Source organism: Phyllobacterium sp. P30BS-XVII (genome assembly GCF_014138335.1).
Lineage (GTDB): Bacteria > Pseudomonadota > Alphaproteobacteria > Rhizobiales > Rhizobiaceae > Phyllobacterium > Phyllobacterium meliloti.
In genome coordinates, this window is the sequence record NZ_JACGXO010000009.1 from 86,389 (window position 1) to 107,069 (window position 20,681).

The window sequence follows — 20,681 nt, forward strand, 5'->3', positions numbered from 1 at the left end:
TACCATTCAATCAAATGCAATCAGCACTTGAAGCCGACCAAGTAATGAGCGTACTCCTATCGTGAGAACGAGGGGGATTGCGATGCTGAAATACCTGAACATTCTGTTGGCAATCCGGATCGTCCTTCTTTGCCTGTGGGCGGCGGTCATTGGCGCTTTCAGCACTGGCGCCGACGCGCAAACCGCGGGTGAAACCACAACTGTCGTTCTGCAGCGCGGTCAAAGCGAAGCCGACATAAACAGCATCCTCAAAGCTGCCTATGCGAGCGGACGCAATGTCGTGGTGCGCTGGGAAGACCCTACACCCGCAGCAGCACCGACACCGGCAAAAGCAACGGCTGCCCCTGCCGCCAAACCTCCCATGGCAACCCCGCTTGATCAGGCAGAGGAACTTGCCGGAAACGTGCTGGATTCATTCACCACCGGGCTTTCGGTCGGAGTTGATGGCATCGGCCACATAGCCGAACTGCCCTTCATGATGGATAAGGGCATGCAGACCCAGGGCGATGATTGGGGCCACGTCACGCTCGTTACTCTGGCTGCCCTGCTCGCTGCGGGTATAGCAGGCTGGATCGTGTTCCGGCTTGGCACCGCCCTTATCGTACGCCCAATCAGCGAGGATGCCGATCTTGTTCACCGCGCACGCGGATCATTTGCCCGCACACTTCGCGACATCGCCGCCATCTGCGCCTTTATTGCCGTCGGACACATCATCATCAATATGCCGACTGCCGGTTCTCAAATGGCCTCTCACCTCACCGTGAGCCTGCTGCACGCCGCCGCGCTCACCCTCGTTTATGCCGCCGTTGGCCGGTTGTTCCTGTCACCGGGTGATGATTACGCACGATTGCTGCCCATCAACAACCCGCGATGGCATTTCCGCATGCTTGTCGCCTATGGTTTCATCGGGGCGCTGATCGGTCAGCTCGTCCGTCTGTCGATCGAAAGCGGCGTCAGCCGCAGTGTCACCGAAGGCTGGTTCCTGATCGCCGCAACGGTCGTGACCCTTTTGAAACTCTGGTGGTTCATCGGCGGACGCAAGGATATCTCAGCCGTGTTTGCCGGACCGGCACCGAACATGACCCGGCAGGTGATTGCGACCGCGCTTCCGGCATTTCTGTCTCTTACCGCCATCCTGATCTGGGTGGTTGGCTGTATGGCCGCCAGTTCTCCCCAACGCGCCCATTGGGGCGAGGCAGCGGGCGCGACGCAGGTTATCGTCCTGTTGATCCCGATCTTTGCATTGGGCCTGCATGCGCTGATCGCGGCCATGCACAGGCGGCATCACAATGAAAACCATCTTCCGCCACTGGTGCAGGCCTTTATCGCAGCAATCCAGACATTGGTAACAGGCGGTATCTGGCTGCTTGGCCTCTACATCATCATCCGTTTGTGGACCACTTATCTTGACGACACGGGCTATGGCTTGATTCTGTCGATCATCCGGGGACTGCTCCGGGTCAGTGTCGCCATTGTTGTCGGCTGGGCGATCTGGAGTTTCCTGCGCCACTATTTTAGCGCGCTTTCGCCCTCAGCGCGCCCTCTCCTGCCCGGTCAGGAAGAGACGGACGGCCCCGCACCAACCGCTGCGGGCCGCCTGTCGACAATCCTGCCGCTGGTTCGCGACCTCGCCTTTGGCGCTATTGTTGCAATTACCGCACTGGTGGTGCTGTCCTCGCTCGGCATGGATATCGGGCCGTTGCTCGCTGGTTTCGGTGTGCTTGGCCTTGCCATTTCCTTCGGCTCGCAAACCCTGGTGAAGGATGTCGTATCAGGCATTTTCTTCATTGCCGATGATGCTTTCCGCACCGGCGAATATATTGATACGGGCAAGCTCAAGGGAACGGTGGAACGGATCACGCTGCGTTCGCTGCAACTGCGGCATCAGAATGGGCCGGTTCATACCATCCCCTTCGGACAGATACAGTCCGTGACAAATTACAGCCGTGACTGGAGCACGATCAAATTCGAGCTGCGCTTCGACCGCGATACCGATCCGGAAAAGATCCGCAAGACCGTCAAGAAGGTCGGACAGGAAATGCTTGAGGATGCGGAATTTGGCAGCGAGTTCCTCGTGCCGCTGAAATTTCAGGGCATTCAGGATATCACCGAAAATTCAATGGTCGTGCGGCTGAAATTCACGGCAAAGCCGGGCAATCCGTCATTGATCCAGCGTGAATCCATGAAGCGGCTTCTGGTGGCATTCAGGGAAGCCGGGCTGATGCTTGCATCCAACGCGGTGACGGTTCGCTCGGGTACGAATGATGCAGTGGGTGCAGGTGCAGCAACGCAGATCGCGATTGAAAAAGCTGCCGAGCAGGCCGCAACACAGGCGGCGGCCAAAACAGGTTAATGACCGGGCGTATCATCATCCGTTTCGGTCTCTCCGGCCTCGCGGTCAAATGCCTTTTGCCAGGCGATGATCGTATCGACACGTTCACTATTGCCCTGCGACCGGGCAAAGGCGAGCTGCTGGCGCAAGCCAACTCTTAATGTCGAGCGCTCCAGCCGTGTGGCGGGCTTTTCAAACGAAGCGCACGATGCGTTGTCATTGAGAGCGGCAATCAACCGCTTCTTCAGCTCAACCGCTTCGACGGGAGCATAGGCTGCAAACATGCGCTCGAAATGCATATAGAGCGACCAGTCAAAAGGCTTGTCCTCGCCCAATTGCCCGATCACCGGATTGCCCGGATGCAGAAAGGCGCAGGGCATCAGATGATCGGGAATCGGCGTATTGGCGGAATGCGTGCGCCCTGTTCTGAGCAGTTTCGGCAGAACGTGGGTGTGCGGCCCTTCCGGAGAGACACCGCCCGTATCAGGTCCGCCGATCTTCTGGTAAACCTCGACCCGCCCGATATTGGTCAGGGCAACCCGGTGCGGATGTGCGCGCAGAATGGAGTGCATGACAGGATTATCCGGTTCGAACAGCGAATGGCCCTCATAAGCCCGCAGTTCCGCCAGAAGTTTCGGATCGCTCGTGCGTATGCAGAAATCGCACTGCGGCAGCGATAGGCCCATGTCGAACAGGATACCCATCCGATCAATACCGCGAATAGCATCATCGTCAGGCCCAAGCTCTGTCAACACTGGCCGGGACGTGCGCTGGGCCAGCACTGTGGGCAAACAGAGCGCTACCGCCTGTGTCCAGCGATGCGGGCGCGGGCTTGGAACTTCATAGGCGACGGGAACAAGAGAGCCGATCTGCTTGCGCTCAAGGTGGATGGCCCCGCGCCGCGTTGCCCGGGTGATACCCAGAGCGTCGGCGATGATCGGCTGCTCGCCCTTGTCCTGATGAAATTCCGCGATGGCGCCGAACGTTCCCATGCTCCAACCGGACTGCCAGAGAGCCATATGTTTTGTGAGGAGCACACGCAGCTGTTCCATCACCGTTTCCCTGTTACGCCATGTGATTTGTCGACGAGAACCGTGGGCTGAACGATCAATCCCTGTTCCGTCGATTCAAGATAGGTTTCGACCCCGTAAATGTTGCGCATGTGATCAGCTGTCAGCACATCGGCGGGAAGACCATCAGCAACGATCTTCCCTTCGTGAATAAGGACAAGCCGGGTACACCAGCGCGCGGCAAGACCAAGATCATGCAGTGAGACGACAACGGCGGAGCCCTTGTGCGCAATATCAGCCAATGATTGCATCAGGCCGATCTGATGTGCTGGATCAAGCCCGGCGGTCGGTTCATCCGCAAGCAGCAAGGGTGCGTCCTGAGCCAAAGCACGGGCAATCAGCACCCGTGCCCGCTCGCCGCCTGATAGTTCCAGTGCCGAACGATGACGGAATGCCGTGACTTCCGTGCGTTCCATCGCGCTTTCAACCAGTGCGATATTGTTTGGCACGGGCCTTGAGAACCCGCTGAGGTAAGGCGTGCGACCGAGTGAGACGAGATGTTCCACCGAGATGGCCCAACTGATCTCCCGCTCCTGCGGCAGATAGGCGACGTGTTTTGCCCGTTCCTTCAGGCTCAATTGCCCTGCGGAGGTTCCGGCGATCTGGATTTCGCCCACCGAAGGGACAAGTCCAAGAATGCTTTTGAGCAAGGTCGACTTCCCCGCCCCATTCGGACCGATCAGCCCGATGAATTCGCCCTTGCCGACAGCAAGTGACACATCATGCAAAACAGGTCTGGACCCGAGCGATACCTGGAGATGCGAGAGATTGAGAATATTCATAGCATTGTCCTCCTTGTACGAAAGACAAGCCAGAGGAAGAACGGCGCGCCGATGATGGCGGTGAGTACGCCAAGCTTCAGATCACGGCCCGGCGCGATCAGGCGCACGAGAATATCCGCGGCCAGCAGCATCGACGCGCCTCCAAGCGCACTCGCCGGAAGCAGGCGCGAAGGCCGCGCACCGACCAGAGGGCGCAGGATATGCGGAACGATAAGGCCGACAAAACCGATAGCGCCCGCAACCGCCGTGGCTGCCCCCACGGAAGCAGCTGTGCCAAGAATGGCGAATAGCTGGACCCGTTTGATATTGATGCCCATGCTGGCTGCCGCGTCCGGACCCAGCGTCAACGCGTCGAGCGACCGGCCCAGACTGAACAGAAGCACCCAGCCGACAAGAATGAACGGTGCCGCCAGCTGCACATGCAGCATGGAACGGTCCGTGAGCGACCCCAGCATCCAGTAGACTATCTCCATGGCCGCAAAGGGATTGGGCGAAAGGTTCAGTGCCAGCGTGGTCATGGCCCCGGCAAAACTCGACACGGCAATGCCGGCCAGAATGATGGTCAGCGTACTGCCGCCGCGTCCGGCCAATGCCTGTACGAGCAGCACCGCAAGAACAGCGCCTGCCAGCGCCATCAGCGGCAGGGCAAGCGGAAAGGCGAGCGACAGGCCGGTATAGATGGCAATCACCGCACCCAGCGATGCCGATGCACTCACACCGAGAAGCCCCGGTTCAGCCAGCGGATTGCGCAGATATCCCTGCAGCACCGCGCCTGACAATCCCAGCGTTGCGCCGATCATCAGGCCAAGCAAGGCACGCGGTAGCCTTATTTCCCGCATGACCAGCACAATCGCATCACCCTGCCCCGTCAGCAGTGCGCGGATACTGTCAGCAGTGCCAAGCGCCGCCGGCCCAATGAGCAGTGACAGAACAAACATGAGGCACGTCAACAGTACGAGGCCAGTGATCAGAAGGCGGAAATGATCTTTCATTTGTTACCCGCCCGCCCTGCCGCATCCGACAACAATTTGACTGCCTCCGCCGTGAACGGCGCACCGCAGATCCAGTACTTGTCAGGGATATCGATGAGATTTTTCCCTGACAATGCAGCGCGAAACGCCGGGTGAACCTGCGCCTCATAGGCAAGGGATGGTGCGGCATAGGCATTATGGGCGACAATCAGGTCGGGCTTTGCCATGACAAGCTGCTCCAGCGACAGTTTTTGCGTGCCCTCCAAGCCAAGCTTCTCACCAAGATTGATCAGTCCGGCACGGTTGACCACTTCACCGGCCAAGGTGCCGCGACCCGAAGTGAACTGGTTTGCGTAATAAAGCGCGACTGTCGGCGCACCGGCCTGTCTGCCCGGCACACTTGCCAAGGTTGCGTCCATCTCGCGCACAAGTTCCTCAGCCCTTGCCTCCCGCCCCAGAAGCGCGCCCATCCGCCTGATATTGACGCGAATATCGTCAAAGGAAGATTCCGGCTGAAACTCTTCAACCCGAAATCCAAGCCGCTTGAGAATGTCGACGGTCGCCCTTGTCGTATATGTGCCGCTGAGGATCAGGTCCGGCTTCATCAGGAAAATTTCCTCGGCCTGACCATGGTTGGTTACAAACGACGCCGCCTCTTTGGCCAGCACCGAACCCGTTTCGTCCTTGGCAAGATGCGAGACTGAATAAAGCTGTCCCTCACCCGCCAGAAGCATGGCCAATTGGTCGGTGCAAAGGTTCATGGAGACAACCCGCTTCGGCGCTTCGGCGGCGATTGCAGACGGACAGCCAGACAGTGCGATTGCCGTTGCCAGCCTCGCCACCCCTAGCGCCCATCTGCATTGCCTCAACATAATCAGAAGCTTCCCTTCAACCCGACAAAGGCGGTACGGCCCGGTGTGTTGAAACCAAAAACCTCCTGATAATCTTCATCGACCAGGTTCTCGATCCGCGCATAGGCTTCCATCTTGTCACTGAACTTATAGCTGCCACCAATCGTGACCAGCGTATAGTCCTTGAGCACAACACGCGTGGGGAGAGGCGGTGTAAAAGCCGTATCTTCCATCTTTCCGTTGAAGGTTACTTCGCTGAAGACGCGGGCGCGATCTTCAAGGAATGTGTAGGCGGCATTCAGCGAGCCCGAATGTCTTGGCCGCCTTATTTCGATCTGACCATCGGGGTCTTTTGCATCCGTATAGGTGTAGGTCGCCGTCGTGGTGAAACCACTGGTCAAGTTGAGCGTCGCCGCAACTTCCACACCCTGACGCTTGCTGCGCCCATCCTGATTAACAGGCGTATAGCGGAAATCAGGTGTTGCAATGCTGGTAATCTCATCGGTCAGGTTCTGGCGGAAATAGGTCACGTCAACCACCAGCTGCTCATCGAAAAAGCTCTGCTCGACACCGAAATCCCAGCCAAGGCTCTTTTCCGGTCGCAGGTTTGGATTGCCCTTGTAGGTTGAGGGAATATAGCCGAACTGATCGTAGAATGTCGGATTGGTAACGCCTGTACCAACGGAGCTATGCAGTCTCGTTCCCCAGTCCGGAATTTTCCATGCCGCACCGAAACTATAGGTCGATGCATCCTTGAACCGGTCATTGTCATCGTGGCGCGCGGCGGCGTTCAGATAAAGCTGGTCGAAAAACTCGCCCCTGTATTCCCCGACAAACGAATGCATGGTCCGGTCGTGTTTCTCGAACTGCGACGCGTCAAAATATGGGCTGTTAAAATCCGCCTTGGCAGGCCTCTGCTGGAAAGTCTCGCGCTCACCCTGATACCCCGCCGTAATCTGATGCCTGGCGTCGGCAAAGGCTGGCGTATCGAACTTGTAGGTGGCCTGATAGGAACCATTCAGCCGGTTGCCCTCATTGCCGGAGATATATTCGTCGTGCTTGAGATTGTCGCGCAATGTGTTGGTGTCGCTGATCCGCGCTTTTTGAGTCAGGGCACCATCCAGCGATGTCCAGGTAATGCCGAGCGAGCCCAGCAATTCCTTGGTCGTGGTCTGGTCGTCACCATCAACGACAAGCCCCTGAAACGGTGTGCCATAACCGCCATCGGGATCGAGATCGCTGCGGCGGTTGACGTAACGGAATGTACCATCGACAACCACATCGGGCGTTATATCGACCTTGAACTTGCCATTGATGGAGCCGTTCTTGTCGCCGTCCTTTTCTGAACCGAAATTCGAGATGTTGAAACCCTTGTTCTGGCGATAGGTGCCGGAGAGGGCAAAATCATAATTATCGGCGCCGCCCTGCAGCAGCACATTGCCTAGCCAAGTGCCATCTGTGCCCGCTTCCGAGCGTCCGCTGATCTTGAAACCGTCCCGGGTGCCGCCCTTGGTGATGATGTTGACCACACCGGCCAATGCGTTCGAGCCCCAGAAGGCGCTTTGCGGCCCGCGCAGAATTTCGATGTGATCGACATCTGTAACCGGCAAGCCGCCAAAGTCGAATTCGCCATTGCCGGTTTCGCTGGCTTCAACGCCGTCAATCATGACAAGAAGGTGGTTGGCTTCTGCGCCGCGTACCCTCACCTGTGTCAGGCCGCCATAGGAGCCGCCACGCGAAACGGCAAAGCCCGGCACCTGCCGTAACGCATCGGCAACGTAGCGTGTCTGGTTCTGTACCAGCTGCTCGCCTGTGATAACCGTATAGGCCCGCCCGGATTTTTCCGCATCAATGCGTGACTCGCCAAGATTGATATAAATCGGAGCAAGGACAATCGTCCCGTCTCCGTCGGTTGCCGGTTCCTGCGCAATGGCGACCCCGCTCAACAGACCAATGATTGCCCCTGCAAATCCCGTTTGCCTTAACATGATGCCCCCACAGCATGGGAAACGGCTGGCGTTTCCCCGATTACGTCTGAACCGCGGGCTGGATGGGCAGCAAGGGGATTGTAACAATCAACCTGCAATCGCTCCGGCACACGGCAACACTTTTTCAAATGTCACCGCGACGAGCGACCGCGCCTGAACACACCCCGTGTTCGAGCTGGGTGACCGGAACGGGCAGGTCTCCTGACTTCCGGATCACTGCATGTCCCCCGCCTTCCCAATCACGCAAAAGCGCTTTCAGTGGCACTATGGAGGACCGCTCACCGGTTACAGTTGCGGGGGCAGCCACGGATTAGGCCCCTTCTTGGGTCATCCTCACCGTGTTCCCTTTTCATCCGCTTTTGATCGCGGAACCAATTCCATATTCTGGATAGCAACCTCGTCTTGAACGGTCAACAATCACAGGGGGCCTAAATTGTTGACATTGCCCCTTCCACGAAAGAGAAAAATTTAATCTATAAAAATGCCTGAATCTGTACACACGATCTGCGAACATTTCGGCCTTAGCCAAATTCTTCCAATATATTGCTCACAAAAGGTATTTTCGCCGCGATCGAGGGTTATGCAGCGTCTGCTAATTTGCTGATCTGCCTTGCAAAATCAGCCATTGCATATTAATCGCTGCCGATTACATAAGGTTTGCTGGCATTACCAGGCGCGCATTTTCGCCGATGAACCAGTTGAATGATGCCAGTTGAATAATGAATGGAGCAACGCCCGGCTCGTTCATTTGTTGATATCAGTATCGAACGAGAGAACCCGGGATGACTGCATTTTCGCCAGTAGCTGCAACAGCGGCAACCGTTCTTGAGCCAGACGACGTTTCGGCGCCGGTTGCCTTTCCTATTCCTGATAATGTGTATGCGGAAACAGTGACCGAGGTTCGCCATTATACCGACCGCCTGTTCCGCTTCCGCATCACCCGTCCCGCGAGCTTCCGGTTCCGTTCGGGCGAGTTTGTCATGATCGGCCTGCCCAATGCGGAAAAGCCTGTTTATCGCGCCTATTCCATCGCCAGCCCATCTTGGGATGAGGAAATCGAGTTCTTTTCGATCAAGGTTGAAAATGGCCCGCTGACCGAGCATCTGCAGAAGATCAAACGCGGCGATACGGTCCTTCTGCGCAAGAAGTCGACGGGCACGCTCGTTCTCGATGCACTGCTGCCGGGAAAGCGCCTCTATATGCTGTCGACAGGAACAGGTGTTGCACCCTTCGCCAGCCTGATCCGTGACCCTGAGACCTATGAGAAGTTCGAAGAAGTCATTCTGGTGCAGACCTGCCGCGACGTCGCCGAACTCAAATACATCACCGAAATGGTGGAAGGCATCAAGGATGATCCGCTGATCGGCGAATTTGCCGCCGACAGCCTGCGGCTCTACACCACGACCACGCGCGAAAATTTTACCCATATGGGCCGCGTTACCGATCTGATGACAAGCGGCAAGCTGTTCAGTGATCTCGGCCTGCCGCCGCTCAATCCGGAAACCGATCGCGGCATGATCTGTGGTTCGATGCACATGATCCACGATACGAAGGCTATTCTGGAATCCTTTGGTCTCGAAGAAGGCGCGAACAACAAGCCGTCGACCTATGTCGTGGAGCGGGCCTTCGTCGGCTAAACCGTTCCCCTATATCCAGATTTGAATCATGTGCCCGGTCTTCACAGACCGGGCATTTTTGTTTTGAGCATTTTTGTCACCGATTTGTGACACCGGGCCTCTTCTAAAAGATGAGTCCACATGCTATATGTATCGTTGTTATAAGCATCCTTACGAGTTTTAAAGCCCCACATCATGGATAACATGCCCACTCTTGGCTTTCTGCTGCATGAGGTTGCGCGGTTGTTGCGCAAACGATTTGAACAGCGTGCAAAGCACATTGGCCTGACCCGCTCCCAGTGGCAGACCCTTGCATACCTCGCAAAGAACGAGGGCATCCATCAGGCTGGATTGGCCGAAATTCTCGAGATAGAGCCGATCACGCTGGTGCGTATTCTGGACAAGCTGCAGGAACGCAACCTGATCGAACGGCGCCGGCATCCCACTGACCGCCGGATATGGCTGCTTTATCTGCGTGACGAAGCGCGGCCACATGTCGATGACATGCGCGTTATCGGCGAAATCACCCGTTCCGAGGCGCTGGCCAATGTGCCCGCCGAAGACCGGGAGCATCTGCTTCGAACTCTAACCCTTATGAAGTCCAATTTGATCGATGCCTGTCAGACACCGGTCGATGACAGGAAGAAACACCATGGCTGACGGCTCACCAACCTCCCGCATTCCCGCCAATTCTGACGAGGCTGTTCTCGAAAAGACCGACGCAAACAGCGAGGCGCCTGTTGCAGCGCGCGTCAACGAGCCCGTGCCCTTGCCGGATATCACCCCGCCCAAGACACGCCGCAACCGCACACGGCAGATTCTCTTCACCGCTCTTCCCATCGCCCTTATCGTCGGCGGCTATTTCTACGTCACGGGCGGACAGGTCATGTCCACGGATAATGCCTATGTACAGGCGGATATGGTCGGCGTATCGACCGATATCTCCGGCCTTGTCAGCTCGGTTGACGTGCATGACAACGAAATCGTCAAGCAGGGCCAGATTCTGTTCCGCATCAATCCGGATGTTTACCGCATCGCCCTTGAAGGCGCTCAGGCACAGCTAGGCACGGTGCGCAACCAGATCCTCAACCTGCAGGCAAGCTACAAACAGACCTTGGCCGAGATTGCGCAGGCGGAGTCAGATATTCCTTTTTATCAGAAGACCCTGCAACGGCAGGCGGATTTGACCAACACAGCCGCCGTGTCCAAGGCAACCTATGATCAGGCCAAGCATGATCTGGATGCCGCACAGCAGAAGGTCGATGTCGCCAAGGCGCAGGCCGCAACCACATTGGCCCAATTGGGTAACGACGTTGACCAGCCGGTTGAGCAGAACCCATCCTATCTGGCCGCGAAAGCCACAGTTGATAAAGCCCAGCATGATTTTGATGCAACCACTGTGCGCGCGCCGTTTGATGGTGTCGTGACCAATGTCAGCGCGCTGCAGGTTGGCGCCTATCTTCAGGCATCGCAGGCGGGCTTCAGCCTCGTTTCGACAACCCATATGTGGGTCGCTGCCAGCCCCAAGGAAACTGAACTCACCTATGTGAAGCCCGGCCAGCCAGTGACCGTGACTGTCGATACCTATCCCGGTGTTGAATGGAAAGGCACGGTCGCCAGCATCAGCCCCGCTTCCGGCTCCAGCTTCTCGCTGCTCCCCGCACAGAATACAACTGGCAATTGGGTGAAGGTTGTGCAGCGCATTCCCATGCTTGTCGACATTACGGATTTATCAGGAAAGCCGCCCCTGCGCATGGGCATGAGTGTTACCGCCGAGGTCAATACCGACCATGCGCGCGGCCTGCCGCACTTCCTGCAGTCTCTCTTTGGCAGCAAGGATCATGTCTAACTCCGTCGCACTGCCGGGCGTCGCGCCCGTAGCCAATCGCGGCGCGATAACGGCCTGTGTCATTCTCGCCGTCATCATGCAGGCGCTCGACACAACGATTGCCAATGTGGCGCTGCCCTATATTCAGGGCAGTGTTGCGGCGAGTGCCGATCAGATCAACTGGGTTCTGACCTCCTATATCGTCGCCGCGGCGATCATGACGCCGCCCTCAGGCTTCCTCGCCGCCCGGTTCGGGCGCAAGCGCGTGCTGCTGACGGCCATTGCCGGGTTCGTGGTTGCTTCGGTGCTGTGCGGCATTGCCCAGTCGCTGCCGCAGATCGTGGCGTTCCGCCTTTTGCAGGGCCTGTTCGGCGCTTCGCTCGTGCCCCTGTCGCAGGGTATTCTGCTCGATATCTATTCCGTCGAGGAACGCGGTTCGGCCATGGCGCTGTTCGGTGTTTCCGTCATGGTCGGCCCCGTGCTTGGACCTGTCATTGGCGGCTGGCTGACCGACAATATCAGCTGGCGCTGGGTGTTTTACATCAACGTCCCGATCGGCCTTCTGGCGTTTGTCGGCATTTCAGCCTTTGTCACCGAAACGGGCCGCGAGCTTAAAGCCAAGCTCGACTGGTTCGGCTTCGGCACGCTCAGTCTTTCCATTGCCGCCTTGCAGCTTTTTCTCGACCGCGGCGAGCAACTTGACTGGTTCTCATCGGGCGAAATCCAGCTGGAAGCACTGGTCTGCGTTTGCGCATTCTATCTGTTCCTCAGCCACACATTTACGGCGCAGCGTTCCTTTGTGAACCCGCGCCTGTTCCTCGACAGAAACTTTGCCGTCAGCATGTTCTTCATCTTCATCGTCGGCGTGACTTATCTGGCCTCGCTCGCCCTGATGACCCCTTACCTGCAAACCCTGATGGGTTATCCCGTCACAACAGCCGGTATTGTCATGGGACCGCGCGGCGTCGGCACGATGGTGTGCATGTTCATCGTGGGCCGTCTCATCGGCAAGGTTGATACGCGGCTGCTGCTGGTGCTTGGCCTCGGGCTCACCGCATGGGCCATGTATGACATGACCGGCTGGACCCCTGACGTATCGCAATGGACCATTGTTTCGGTGGGCTTCATTCAGGGTGCAGGGCTCGGCTTCCTGTTCGTACCCTTGACGACGATTGCCTTTGCCACGCTGCCAGCCAGTATGCGCGGCGAAGGCACCGGCCTATACAATCTCTCGCGCAATATCGGCTCCAGCGTCGGCATTTCCATTGTCACGGCGCTCATCACGGAGAATGTGCAGAGCAACCACGCCTCGATTGCCGCCTATGTGACGCCGTTCAACCACGCCTTCAATGCGCCCGTCGTGATGCAGCATCTCGACCCGCTGAAGGCAGCGGGCCGCGCATCGCTTGACGGGATTATCACCCTGCAGGCAACAATCATTGCCTATATGGATGATTTCAAGCTGCTGATGCTGATGTCACTCGCGGCTATCCCGCTTGTGTTCCTGTTGCGCAAACCCGCGCCAAGCGCAGCGCCGCCGGAACACGCGGTGATGGAATAGCAGTCGCAGGCATCAACGACGCGGCCAGCGAGTGCAGGCAGTTCGCCAGCATGAAAATTGGCCGCGACGAACATGAGCAGGGTCAGCATCGGCGCCTAACTCTCGGAGGATCAGGCAATCTCTTCGGTCAAATGAGATACCGTGTTTTGACGCTGCCGCGCATACTCCATCGTGTTCACAGGAGCCTTTCAAGGTCCCTGTTTATTCGATGAACAAAGACGAGGTATGAAGATGAATATTTATCGCAACTATATTGCCTGGCGCAATGCGCGCCGCACCATTGCCGAACTCAACAGCCTGCCAATGGATCAACTGGTTGATCTGGGTATCGACCCGTTGATCCATACCCTCGACATTCCCGTTCGGTCTTATTCGGGTGGTCAAAGGGAGAGAGGCTGATCTGTCCGCAAGGCAGGCACCCAACAGACAAAGCGGTCGGTGGCCGCTTCCATTCGTCTGATTTAAAGTGAAAAGCCGTCTGATTTTAATTGCGTGACGCGATGCAGGCAAAGGAACGGCGCTTCAACTCGGAACAGGCGGCGCTTGCGGCCTGCGCATCGCTGAACCCGCCGAACCGGACACGATAAAGCTGCGCACCGCGCTTTGATGCCGGTTCAATATAGCCCTTGGCACCCGGCAGGATCGCATGGACGAGTTTATCGGCCCTGCCAAGCAGCCGGTTGGCATCGGCACGGGTATCAACTGCGCCAATCTGAATATTCCACTGGGCTGGCGTCTTCAAAGGTTCCAGTCCGCCGTCACCCTGCTCAATCTTCGATTCATCAATCAGTTCGGCAATACCGGGTTTACGCTGTGCAACCACGGCTGATCTGTCTGCAGCGCGCGGAACCGGGATTGCCGACGCAACAACCGGATTTGTTTCAGCGACGGCATTGCCAGCGACAAGATCGCGGCTCCGCTTCGCGCCATCGCTTGCCATCGGCATGTACTGATCCAGAAGCTGTGCCATCCGGTCATCGCGCGAACGGCCAGTTTTGCCGCCAAGAACAACGCCGACAATGTGCCGGTTCCTGTCGGTGAATGACGAGACCAGATTGAAACCAGCCGCATCCGTATAGCCTGTTTTGATACCGTCAACCCCGGCATAGCGGTACATCAGATTATTGTGGCCATTGATCTGCTTGCCGCGAAAAACAAAGGAGCGTTGGGAGAAAAGGCCATATTCTTTCGGAAAATCCCGCATCACAGCCACGCCCAACGTCGCCATGTCCCGTGCCGTTGTCGACTGGCCTTTCTCGGTTAGCCCCGATGCATTGCGGAAAACCGTGTTCCTGAGGCCAAGCTGTCGCCCGCGCATGGTCATCTGCTGGGCAAAGCGCGCTTCCGTTCCGCCAAGGTGTTCGCCCATGGCAGACGCTGCATCATTGGCGGAAAGGATAATCATGCCGTTGACAGCTTCACGCACGCTCAGCGTATCCCCGGCCCGCATCCACAGCTTTGCCGGAACTTTGCGCGCGGCATTCGCCGATACGGCAATCCTGTCATCCCAATGCAGCCTGCCCTTCCTGATCGCCTCGAATGTCAGGTAAAGCGTCATCATCTTTGCCAGCGAGGCAGGCCCATGCGGCGTGTTTGCATTGCCCTCGCCCAGTACTTTTCCGGTGGAAACATCAAGAACAAACCAGGGCTGCTCGGCAGCCTGCGCGACCACTGGAAGCCCGACAGCCAGACAGGCGATGCCTGCAACCAGAAGTCTCAAACGGCTCAACAGGCTTTGATAAGCGAGACCAAGCGGCATTGCGGAATCTCCGGTTCAAAAAGACGGATGAAGGGTGCAGACCAGCTGACCGGGCACGCGCTCAGACTATGGAGACCGAGGTTGATAAGGTGTAAATATTTATGGTGAACAATGCAATTGTTCACCGCTTTTATGGGCTGCAAGCGCGCCCGCCGTTTCTGTCAAATACCTCCCGCAACCGCAGATACGTTCATTGAACTGTCACCAGCCTGAAACGCTGACGTCACAGACCAGGCCTATGAAGGCTCAACGCCAGATCGTTCGAGCGGCTTGGCTTCGCACAGCTATGCACATAACCGACGTCCGATTTTCAGATGCCCCGTATTTGATTTTATGAAAGAGATATCCCGTGAAGATCATCCAGATTACCGACACGCACCTCAGCCCCGGCAAGGAACACTTCAATCCGAATTGGGCGCCACTGGCGCAATGGGTGACAGACCAGAAACCGGATCTGATTATCCATACGGGGGACCTTTCCATCGATGGCGCGGATATTGAGGACGACCTTGCCTTTTCCGTCAGGTTGCTCAACGAGCTTACCGCTCCGGTTCTGAGCCTGCCCGGCAATCACGATATCGGCCACATGCCCGCAAGCCCCCAACCTGTTAACGCGACACGGATTGACCGCTGGCGCGAAATGGTCGGACCCGACCGCTGGTTTCATGATGTGGATGGTTGGCGGCTGGTGGGCCTCAACAGCCTCATTCTGGGCAATGATAGTCTGGAGGAGGCAGCGCAATTTGACTGGCTTGAAGATGTGCTCGACGAAGCAGCGGACCGCCGCATTGCCGTCTTCGCGCACAAGCCGCTTTTTGTTGATACTGCCGATGAAGGCGAGACTGGCTATTGGAGCGTCCGTCCTGCCCCGCGCAAGAAGCTTCTGGCGCTTTTTGCGGAATATGATGTGGCTCTGCATGCCAGCGGACATCTGCATTGCGCATGGCAAGGCGCGCACAATGGCACCAGCCTTGTCTGGGCACCGGCCTCTTCCTTCACCGTCGGGGATATGGTGCCGGATATGCCCGGCAAGCGCATTCTCGGTGCAGCGATCCATACACTGACCGATACGGTTAAAACCGAGATTGTCGAAATTGATACCTTGTCCCGCTTTGTCCTCGATGACGTTATCGAAGAGGTCTATCCGCGTGCGCCTAAAGCACCGGAGAGTGCCGCATGAGCGCGTTTGCCCTGAGAAATATCTCCAAATCCTATGGCTCCAACAGCATTCTTGACGATGTCAGCATTGAAGCCGAGGACGGTGAATTCATAGCACTGGTCGGGCCATCAGGCTGCGGCAAGAGCACCTTGCTGCGCATTGCCGCCGGTCTTGATCACGGCGATACCGGCAGCATCTGGATGGGGGAGCGCGAGATTACGGCGGAGCATCCTGCCGACCGCAACGTGTCGATGGTCTTCCAGTCCTATGCCCTCTACCCGCATTTGACCGCAGAACAGAACATTGCGGTGCCGCTGGCCATGCGCAAGCTTTCCACCCTGCAGCGGATGCCGTTTCTTGGTCGCTTCATGGCGGGCCGCGCGGCAACGCAAGCTGCCATCAAACAACAGGTATTGACCACAGCCACCAGCCTCAAGATTGATCATCTGCTTGATCGGAAGCCCGGACAGATGTCCGGCGGGCAGCGGCAGCGTGTGGCGCTGGCACGGGCGCTTGTGCGCCAGCCCGGCGTCTTCCTGATGGATGAGCCGCTTTCCAATCTTGACGCCAATCTGCGGGTGCATACACGCGCCGAGATCGTCGACCTGCATCGGCGCACCGGCGTTCCAACCATTTACGTTACCCATGATCAGTCCGAAGCGCTCAGCATGGCTGACCGGGTTGCGGTCATGATGGGTGGCAAGGTGCTGCAGTTTGCTTCGCCTGCGCAAATCTATGACGATCCACGCCATATCGAAGTGGCAAAATTCGTTGGCAGTCCGCGTATCAACATCATCAACGCCGTTACATCTGAAAATGGCAGGGTGTTTTTCGGCGGTAAGTCCATGATCGAAGGGGTTACGGGCCCAGTGGGAACTGCGATTCGGCTTGGGATCAGGCCGGAGCGCATCAGGCTCAAACCGCAAAGTGCAGAGGGTATCGCCGCTACGGTTTCGCGGCTGGAGTTCCTTGGCTCGGAAGTGCTGGTCACAACGGATGTATTGGGCACCGAGGATGGTATTGTCGTCAAGGCCGCACCTGCCGATGTCGCGCACCTTGCTGGCGGGTCGCCGGTTATGCTGCAGGTTGACAAGGATGCCTGTCTTGTCTTCGGCGACGATGGCTTGCGCGTTCCGCTGCGCAATCCGGTGAGGGTTGCCGTCGATGCGTGAGATAGCTGTCGACGCCAACCTTCCCCGCCCCACGGCAAGACAGGCCGCCATCCGTGCTGCAAAACGCGAGGAGCGCGTGGCATGGCAGCTGGCGGCTCCGGCAATCATTCTTATCTTCGCCCTGATATTGCTGCCGACACTTGCTGTCTTTGTTTTCAGCCTGACAAATTACGAGCTGGGCTATGATGACTTCCAATTTATCGGGCTCAACAATTACATCGAGCTTTTCAGTGACCGGACGTTTCTGATTTCGCTCAAGAACACCGCTGTCTATACGGCCATTGTCACACCCTTTTCCGTGTTCATCGGCCTTGGCGTGGCCCTGCTGATCGAGAGTGAAACACGCGGGCGGGCCTTTTTCCGTACCGTCTATTTCCTCCCCGTCGCTTCCCTGCTGGTCGCCATGGCCACCGTGTTTCAATATCTGCTGCATCCGACCATCGGCCCCGTGAATGCCATGTTGTCAATGCTCGGTATTGCCGGTCCAAACTGGCTTGGCAGCAGCAGTACGGTACTCATCAGCCTGGCGATCATCGGTATCTGGCAGTCGGTCGGATTCAACATGGTGCTGTTTCTGGCGGGCCTCACGGCAATCCCCCGTGAGCTTTACGCCGCCTCGGAAGTTGATGGCGCCAAGAGCAGCTGGGAGCGCTTTCGCCTTGTCACATGGCCCATGCTCGGACCGACAACCCTGTTCGTCACAACAATCAGTGTGATCAATGCGGTGAAGGTGTTCGAGACCGTCAAGACCTTGACCGAAGGCGGCCCGAACAAAGCGTCGGAAGTCCTCCTCTGGACCATCTATCAGGAGGGATTTGTCTATCTGCGCGTCGGCTATGCCTCCGCCATGACCGTGATCTTCCTCGCCTTCCTCATCGTCCTGATGCTCATCCAGTACCGTGTTCTCGACAAGAAGGTGCATTACACATGAGTAGCACCGCACTCCTTTCCATGCGCAATCTGCGCCTTGGCATCCTGTCGGCGGGAGCACTCGTCTTCCTTGCCCCCTATATCTGGATGATCTCCACCGCCGCCAAATCCCGCGAAGAAATATTCTCTTCGACGCTGACATTGCTGCCGCAGCACTGGGCGCTGTGGGAAAATCTCGCCAAGGCCTTCACCCGGGTTCCGATGGGCCTGCTTCTGTGGAATGGATTGGTCGTGTGTGGCCTGATCTTCTTCTTTCAGGTGGTCATCGCCATTCCCTGCGCCTATGCCATGGCAAAGCTACGGTTCCGTGCTGCGCAAACCATGATGACCCTTGTCATGCTCGGGCTGCTCATCCCCATTCATGCAACCGCCCTGCCTATTTACGTTGCGTTGAACAAGGTCGGCATGCTGAACAGCTATTTTGCCCTGTCGGCGCCGTTCTTCATCTCGGTCTTCGGTATCTTCCTGTTCCTGCAATTCTTCCGCTCCATGCCGGATGATCTGATTGCCGCTGCCCGTCTCGATGGCATGTCGGAACTCGCCATCGTCAACAGGGTAATTGTTCCCAACGCATGGCCCGCAGTCACAGCCTTTGCGATCTTCTCGTTGGTTGCCCACTGGAACGATCTGTTCTGGCCGCTCATCGTCATCACCGGCACCGAACGCGCAACCCCGCCTCTCGGGCTGCTGTTCTTCCGCGCGGCGGAAGCGGGCGACGATTACGGGGCGCTGATGGCCGCAACCCTCATCATCACCCTGCCGCTCGTCGCAGCTTTCCTGCTGGCACAGCGGCGTTTCATCGAAGGCATAACCCTCACCGGCCTCAAAGGCTGACTGTTCCCAAGACCAGGAGATAATAATGAGCTTCTTCCGAAAGACGATTGCGGCAGCCGCAATCGCCACCGCGTTCTGTGCTCCCGCTTTGGCGGAGACGACCCTGAACGTACACTACCCAATGCCGGGTTTCTTCAAGGATGTGATGGACGTCATCTCCAAGAAGTTCATGGAAGAAAACCCTGATATCAAGATCAGCTTCGTCAGCCCATCGGCCACCTATGAAGAGGGCATCCAGACGATCCTGCGCCAGGCCGGTACCGCTGAAATGCCTGACGTCACCTTCATCGGTCTCAATCGTCTGCGCATGATTGCCGAGCGCGGGGTCAATATCGACATGAAGCCGCTGATCGCCAAGGAGGCTGATATGGCCGCTCAGGGTTTCAGCGACAATATCCTGCGCCTTGCCCAGGTTGGCGATCAGCAGGTCGGCCTCGCCTTCGCCACCTCCAATCCGATCATGTATTACAATGCCGATCTTATCCGGCAGGCCGGCGGCAATCCGGACCAGCCACCAAAGACATGGGATGAAGTGATTGCACTCGGCGCCAAGGTCAAAGCACTTGGCAATGGCAATGAGGGTATCGACTTCCGCTGGCAGGGCGACGACTGGATGTTCTCGGCGCTGCTTTTCGGTGCCGGTGGTACGATGCTTTCACCTGACGAGAAGAAGGTCGCATTCAATGGTCCGGAAGGCATTGCCGCCTTCAATCTCGTAAGCCGTCTGGTCAAGGAAGGTGGCATGCCTGTTTTGACCAAGCAGGCGGGCGAACAGGCCTTTGTTGCCGGTAAGGTGGGCTTCGCTTTCCAGACAACGGGCGCACTGCGCAACACCATCAAGAATGTCGGCAGCAAGTTTGATATGCGCACCGGACCATTGCCGCTGCTCAACCCGGAAAAAGGCCATCTGCCAACCGGTGGCAACGCTGTCGTGGTCCTCACCAAGGATGCAGCCAAGCAGCAGGCCGCATGGAAATTTGCCAAGTTTGCCGCCGGACCCTTTGGCGCATCGGTTGTGGTTCCCGGCACCGGTTATGTTCCCAACAATGAGCTTGCCGCAAAGTCACCGGAATATCTTGGCGATTTCTACAAGCAGAACCCGCTGTTTCAGGCTGGCCTCAACCAGATGAACCGGATGATCCCCTGGTATGCGTTCCCCGGTACAAACGGCGTGAAGGTAACGCAGACCATTGTCGACAATCTGTCGCGTGTTGTCGAACAGTCGGCCACACCGGAAGAAGCCCTGAACAACGCCGCTGACGAAGTTCAGAAGCTCCTGCCGCGCCGCTGAGCATTGTACAATTCTTATCCGTTGTCCCGCCAAACCAGCGGGACAACGAATACCCACCCTGCCCAACATGAAATGCCGTATAACGGTTTTGCAATGGTTTGAGACTATGACCATCAAGGACAACCACCGGTTGGAGATATGTGACACAGACATATGCTCGCGCCGATCTATCAATCCTTGCTGGACCGACCATCGATGCCACCAACAGATTCCGGCTACAAGACGGAAAAGCGTATTCAGGAACGCAAGCGCACACGCCTGCGCTCGGGAAAGCTTGCGACGCTTGACGGCCAGTTTCTGACCGAATGCCATTTCCATAATATCGCCGGTGGCGGGGCACGGATCAGAACCGTTGGGCCTTGCACGGTCCCTAACCGGTTCTGGCTGTTTGACGATCAGCATCGCGGCGCACTGATGACTGAAATCGTCTGGCACAAGGACGGGGATTACGGCGTGCGCTTCATCGAGGATACAAATGTGACGCCGCTAAGCGCGGCTGTGCTGAGCGCGCTCGCCGGAAAATACTATTCGCTCTGA

Annotated in this window: 18 protein-coding genes and 1 riboswitch; of the genes, 12 read left to right on the plus strand and 6 right to left on the minus strand. The window is 57.3% G+C overall.

Annotated elements, in window-relative coordinates:
• The first annotated feature begins 82 nt into the window (after positions 1-82).
• Entirely contained in the window at positions 83-2,353 is a 2,271-nt protein-coding gene (locus FHW17_RS21490) for a mechanosensitive ion channel domain-containing protein (RefSeq protein ID WP_182510793.1), read from the plus strand.
• On the opposite strand, the gene FHW17_RS21495 is transcribed toward FHW17_RS21490, so the two are convergent.
• Genes FHW17_RS21495 through FHW17_RS21515 form a run of 5 tightly spaced genes read right to left on the minus strand, consistent with a single transcriptional unit; the run spans position 2,350 to position 7,994 of the window.
• Positions 2,350-3,384 (minus strand): hypothetical protein, encoded by a 1,035-nt coding sequence (locus FHW17_RS21495; protein WP_182510794.1) that lies wholly within the window; start codon positions 3,382-3,384, stop codon positions 2,350-2,352. The genes FHW17_RS21490 and FHW17_RS21495 overlap by 4 nt on opposite strands.
• The gene (locus FHW17_RS21500) at positions 3,384-4,184 is read right to left on the minus strand and encodes an ABC transporter ATP-binding protein (RefSeq protein ID WP_182510795.1); all 801 of its coding nucleotides are present in this window, start codon (positions 4,182-4,184) and stop codon (positions 3,384-3,386) included. Before FHW17_RS21500 ends, FHW17_RS21495 begins: the two co-directional genes overlap by 1 nt.
• The gene (locus FHW17_RS21505; protein WP_182510796.1) at positions 4,181-5,176 is read right to left on the minus strand and encodes an iron ABC transporter permease; all 996 of its coding nucleotides are present in this window, start codon (positions 5,174-5,176) and stop codon (positions 4,181-4,183) included. Before FHW17_RS21505 ends, FHW17_RS21500 begins: the two co-directional genes overlap by 4 nt.
• Positions 5,173-5,997 (minus strand): ABC transporter substrate-binding protein, encoded by an 825-nt coding sequence (locus tag FHW17_RS21510; protein ID WP_348643768.1) that lies wholly within the window; start codon positions 5,995-5,997, stop codon positions 5,173-5,175. The genes FHW17_RS21505 and FHW17_RS21510 overlap by 4 nt, the downstream gene beginning before the upstream one ends.
• Positions 5,998-6,029: 32 nt before the next feature.
• The gene (locus tag FHW17_RS21515) at positions 6,030-7,994 is read right to left on the minus strand and encodes a TonB-dependent receptor (RefSeq protein WP_182510797.1); all 1,965 of its coding nucleotides are present in this window, start codon (positions 7,992-7,994) and stop codon (positions 6,030-6,032) included.
• Between the two features lie 173 nt (positions 7,995-8,167).
• Positions 8,168-8,385: riboswitch (cobalamin riboswitch) on the minus strand.
• A gap of 391 nt (positions 8,386-8,776) precedes the next feature.
• Here FHW17_RS21515 and FHW17_RS21520 point away from each other — a divergent pair.
• The 5 genes from FHW17_RS21520 to FHW17_RS21540 all read left to right on the plus strand — a co-directional run bounded on the left by FHW17_RS21520 (position 8,777) and on the right by FHW17_RS21540 (position 13,398).
• Complete coding sequence (locus FHW17_RS21520) at positions 8,777-9,631, plus strand: ferredoxin--NADP reductase (protein WP_182510798.1); 855 nt, start codon at positions 8,777-8,779, stop codon at positions 9,629-9,631.
• Between the two features lie 174 nt (positions 9,632-9,805).
• Positions 9,806-10,270, plus strand: a complete 465-nt coding sequence (locus tag FHW17_RS21525) for a MarR family transcriptional regulator (protein ID WP_112525509.1) — start codon at positions 9,806-9,808, stop codon at positions 10,268-10,270.
• Positions 10,263-11,459 carry an HlyD family secretion protein gene (locus FHW17_RS21530; protein ID WP_112525507.1) on the plus strand — a complete coding sequence of 399 codons (1,197 nt, stop codon included), beginning with the start codon at positions 10,263-10,265 and terminating at the stop codon, positions 11,457-11,459. The genes FHW17_RS21525 and FHW17_RS21530 overlap by 8 nt, the downstream gene beginning before the upstream one ends.
• Positions 11,452-12,999, plus strand: a complete 1,548-nt coding sequence (locus FHW17_RS21535; RefSeq protein WP_112525505.1) for an MDR family MFS transporter — start codon at positions 11,452-11,454, stop codon at positions 12,997-12,999. Before FHW17_RS21530 ends, FHW17_RS21535 begins: the two co-directional genes overlap by 8 nt.
• A gap of 231 nt (positions 13,000-13,230) precedes the next feature.
• Positions 13,231-13,398, plus strand: coding sequence for a DUF1127 domain-containing protein (locus tag FHW17_RS21540; RefSeq protein ID WP_112525666.1), 168 nt, complete (start codon positions 13,231-13,233; stop codon positions 13,396-13,398).
• Positions 13,399-13,483: 85 nt separating this feature from the next.
• On the opposite strand, the gene FHW17_RS21545 is transcribed toward FHW17_RS21540, so the two are convergent.
• On the minus strand, positions 13,484-14,758 hold the full coding sequence (locus FHW17_RS21545) for a D-alanyl-D-alanine carboxypeptidase (RefSeq protein ID WP_182510799.1): 1,275 nt from the start codon (positions 14,756-14,758) through the stop codon (positions 13,484-13,486).
• Between the two features lie 349 nt (positions 14,759-15,107).
• Here FHW17_RS21545 and FHW17_RS21550 point away from each other — a divergent pair, with 349 nt between their 5' ends.
• The 6 genes from FHW17_RS21550 to FHW17_RS21575 all read left to right on the plus strand — a co-directional run bounded on the left by FHW17_RS21550 (position 15,108) and on the right by FHW17_RS21575 (position 20,681).
• Positions 15,108-15,938, plus strand: a complete 831-nt coding sequence (locus tag FHW17_RS21550) for a metallophosphoesterase (protein WP_112525501.1) — start codon at positions 15,108-15,110, stop codon at positions 15,936-15,938.
• Positions 15,935-17,089 carry an ABC transporter ATP-binding protein gene (locus tag FHW17_RS21555; protein WP_182510800.1) on the plus strand — a complete coding sequence of 385 codons (1,155 nt, stop codon included), beginning with the start codon at positions 15,935-15,937 and terminating at the stop codon, positions 17,087-17,089. Before FHW17_RS21550 ends, FHW17_RS21555 begins: the two co-directional genes overlap by 4 nt.
• Positions 17,082-18,020: a sugar ABC transporter permease gene (locus FHW17_RS21560; RefSeq protein ID WP_112525497.1), complete on the plus strand. Its 939-nt coding sequence runs from the start codon at positions 17,082-17,084 to the stop codon at positions 18,018-18,020. The genes FHW17_RS21555 and FHW17_RS21560 overlap by 8 nt, the downstream gene beginning before the upstream one ends.
• Complete coding sequence (locus tag FHW17_RS21565) at positions 18,017-18,853, plus strand: carbohydrate ABC transporter permease (RefSeq protein WP_182510801.1); 837 nt, start codon at positions 18,017-18,019, stop codon at positions 18,851-18,853. Before FHW17_RS21560 ends, FHW17_RS21565 begins: the two co-directional genes overlap by 4 nt.
• A gap of 25 nt (positions 18,854-18,878) precedes the next feature.
• On the plus strand, positions 18,879-20,144 hold the full coding sequence (locus FHW17_RS21570) for an ABC transporter substrate-binding protein (RefSeq protein WP_182510802.1): 1,266 nt from the start codon (positions 18,879-18,881) through the stop codon (positions 20,142-20,144).
• 195 nt (positions 20,145-20,339) lie between these two features.
• Positions 20,340-20,681, plus strand: a complete 342-nt coding sequence (locus FHW17_RS21575) for a PilZ domain-containing protein (RefSeq protein ID WP_113096800.1) — start codon at positions 20,340-20,342, stop codon at positions 20,679-20,681.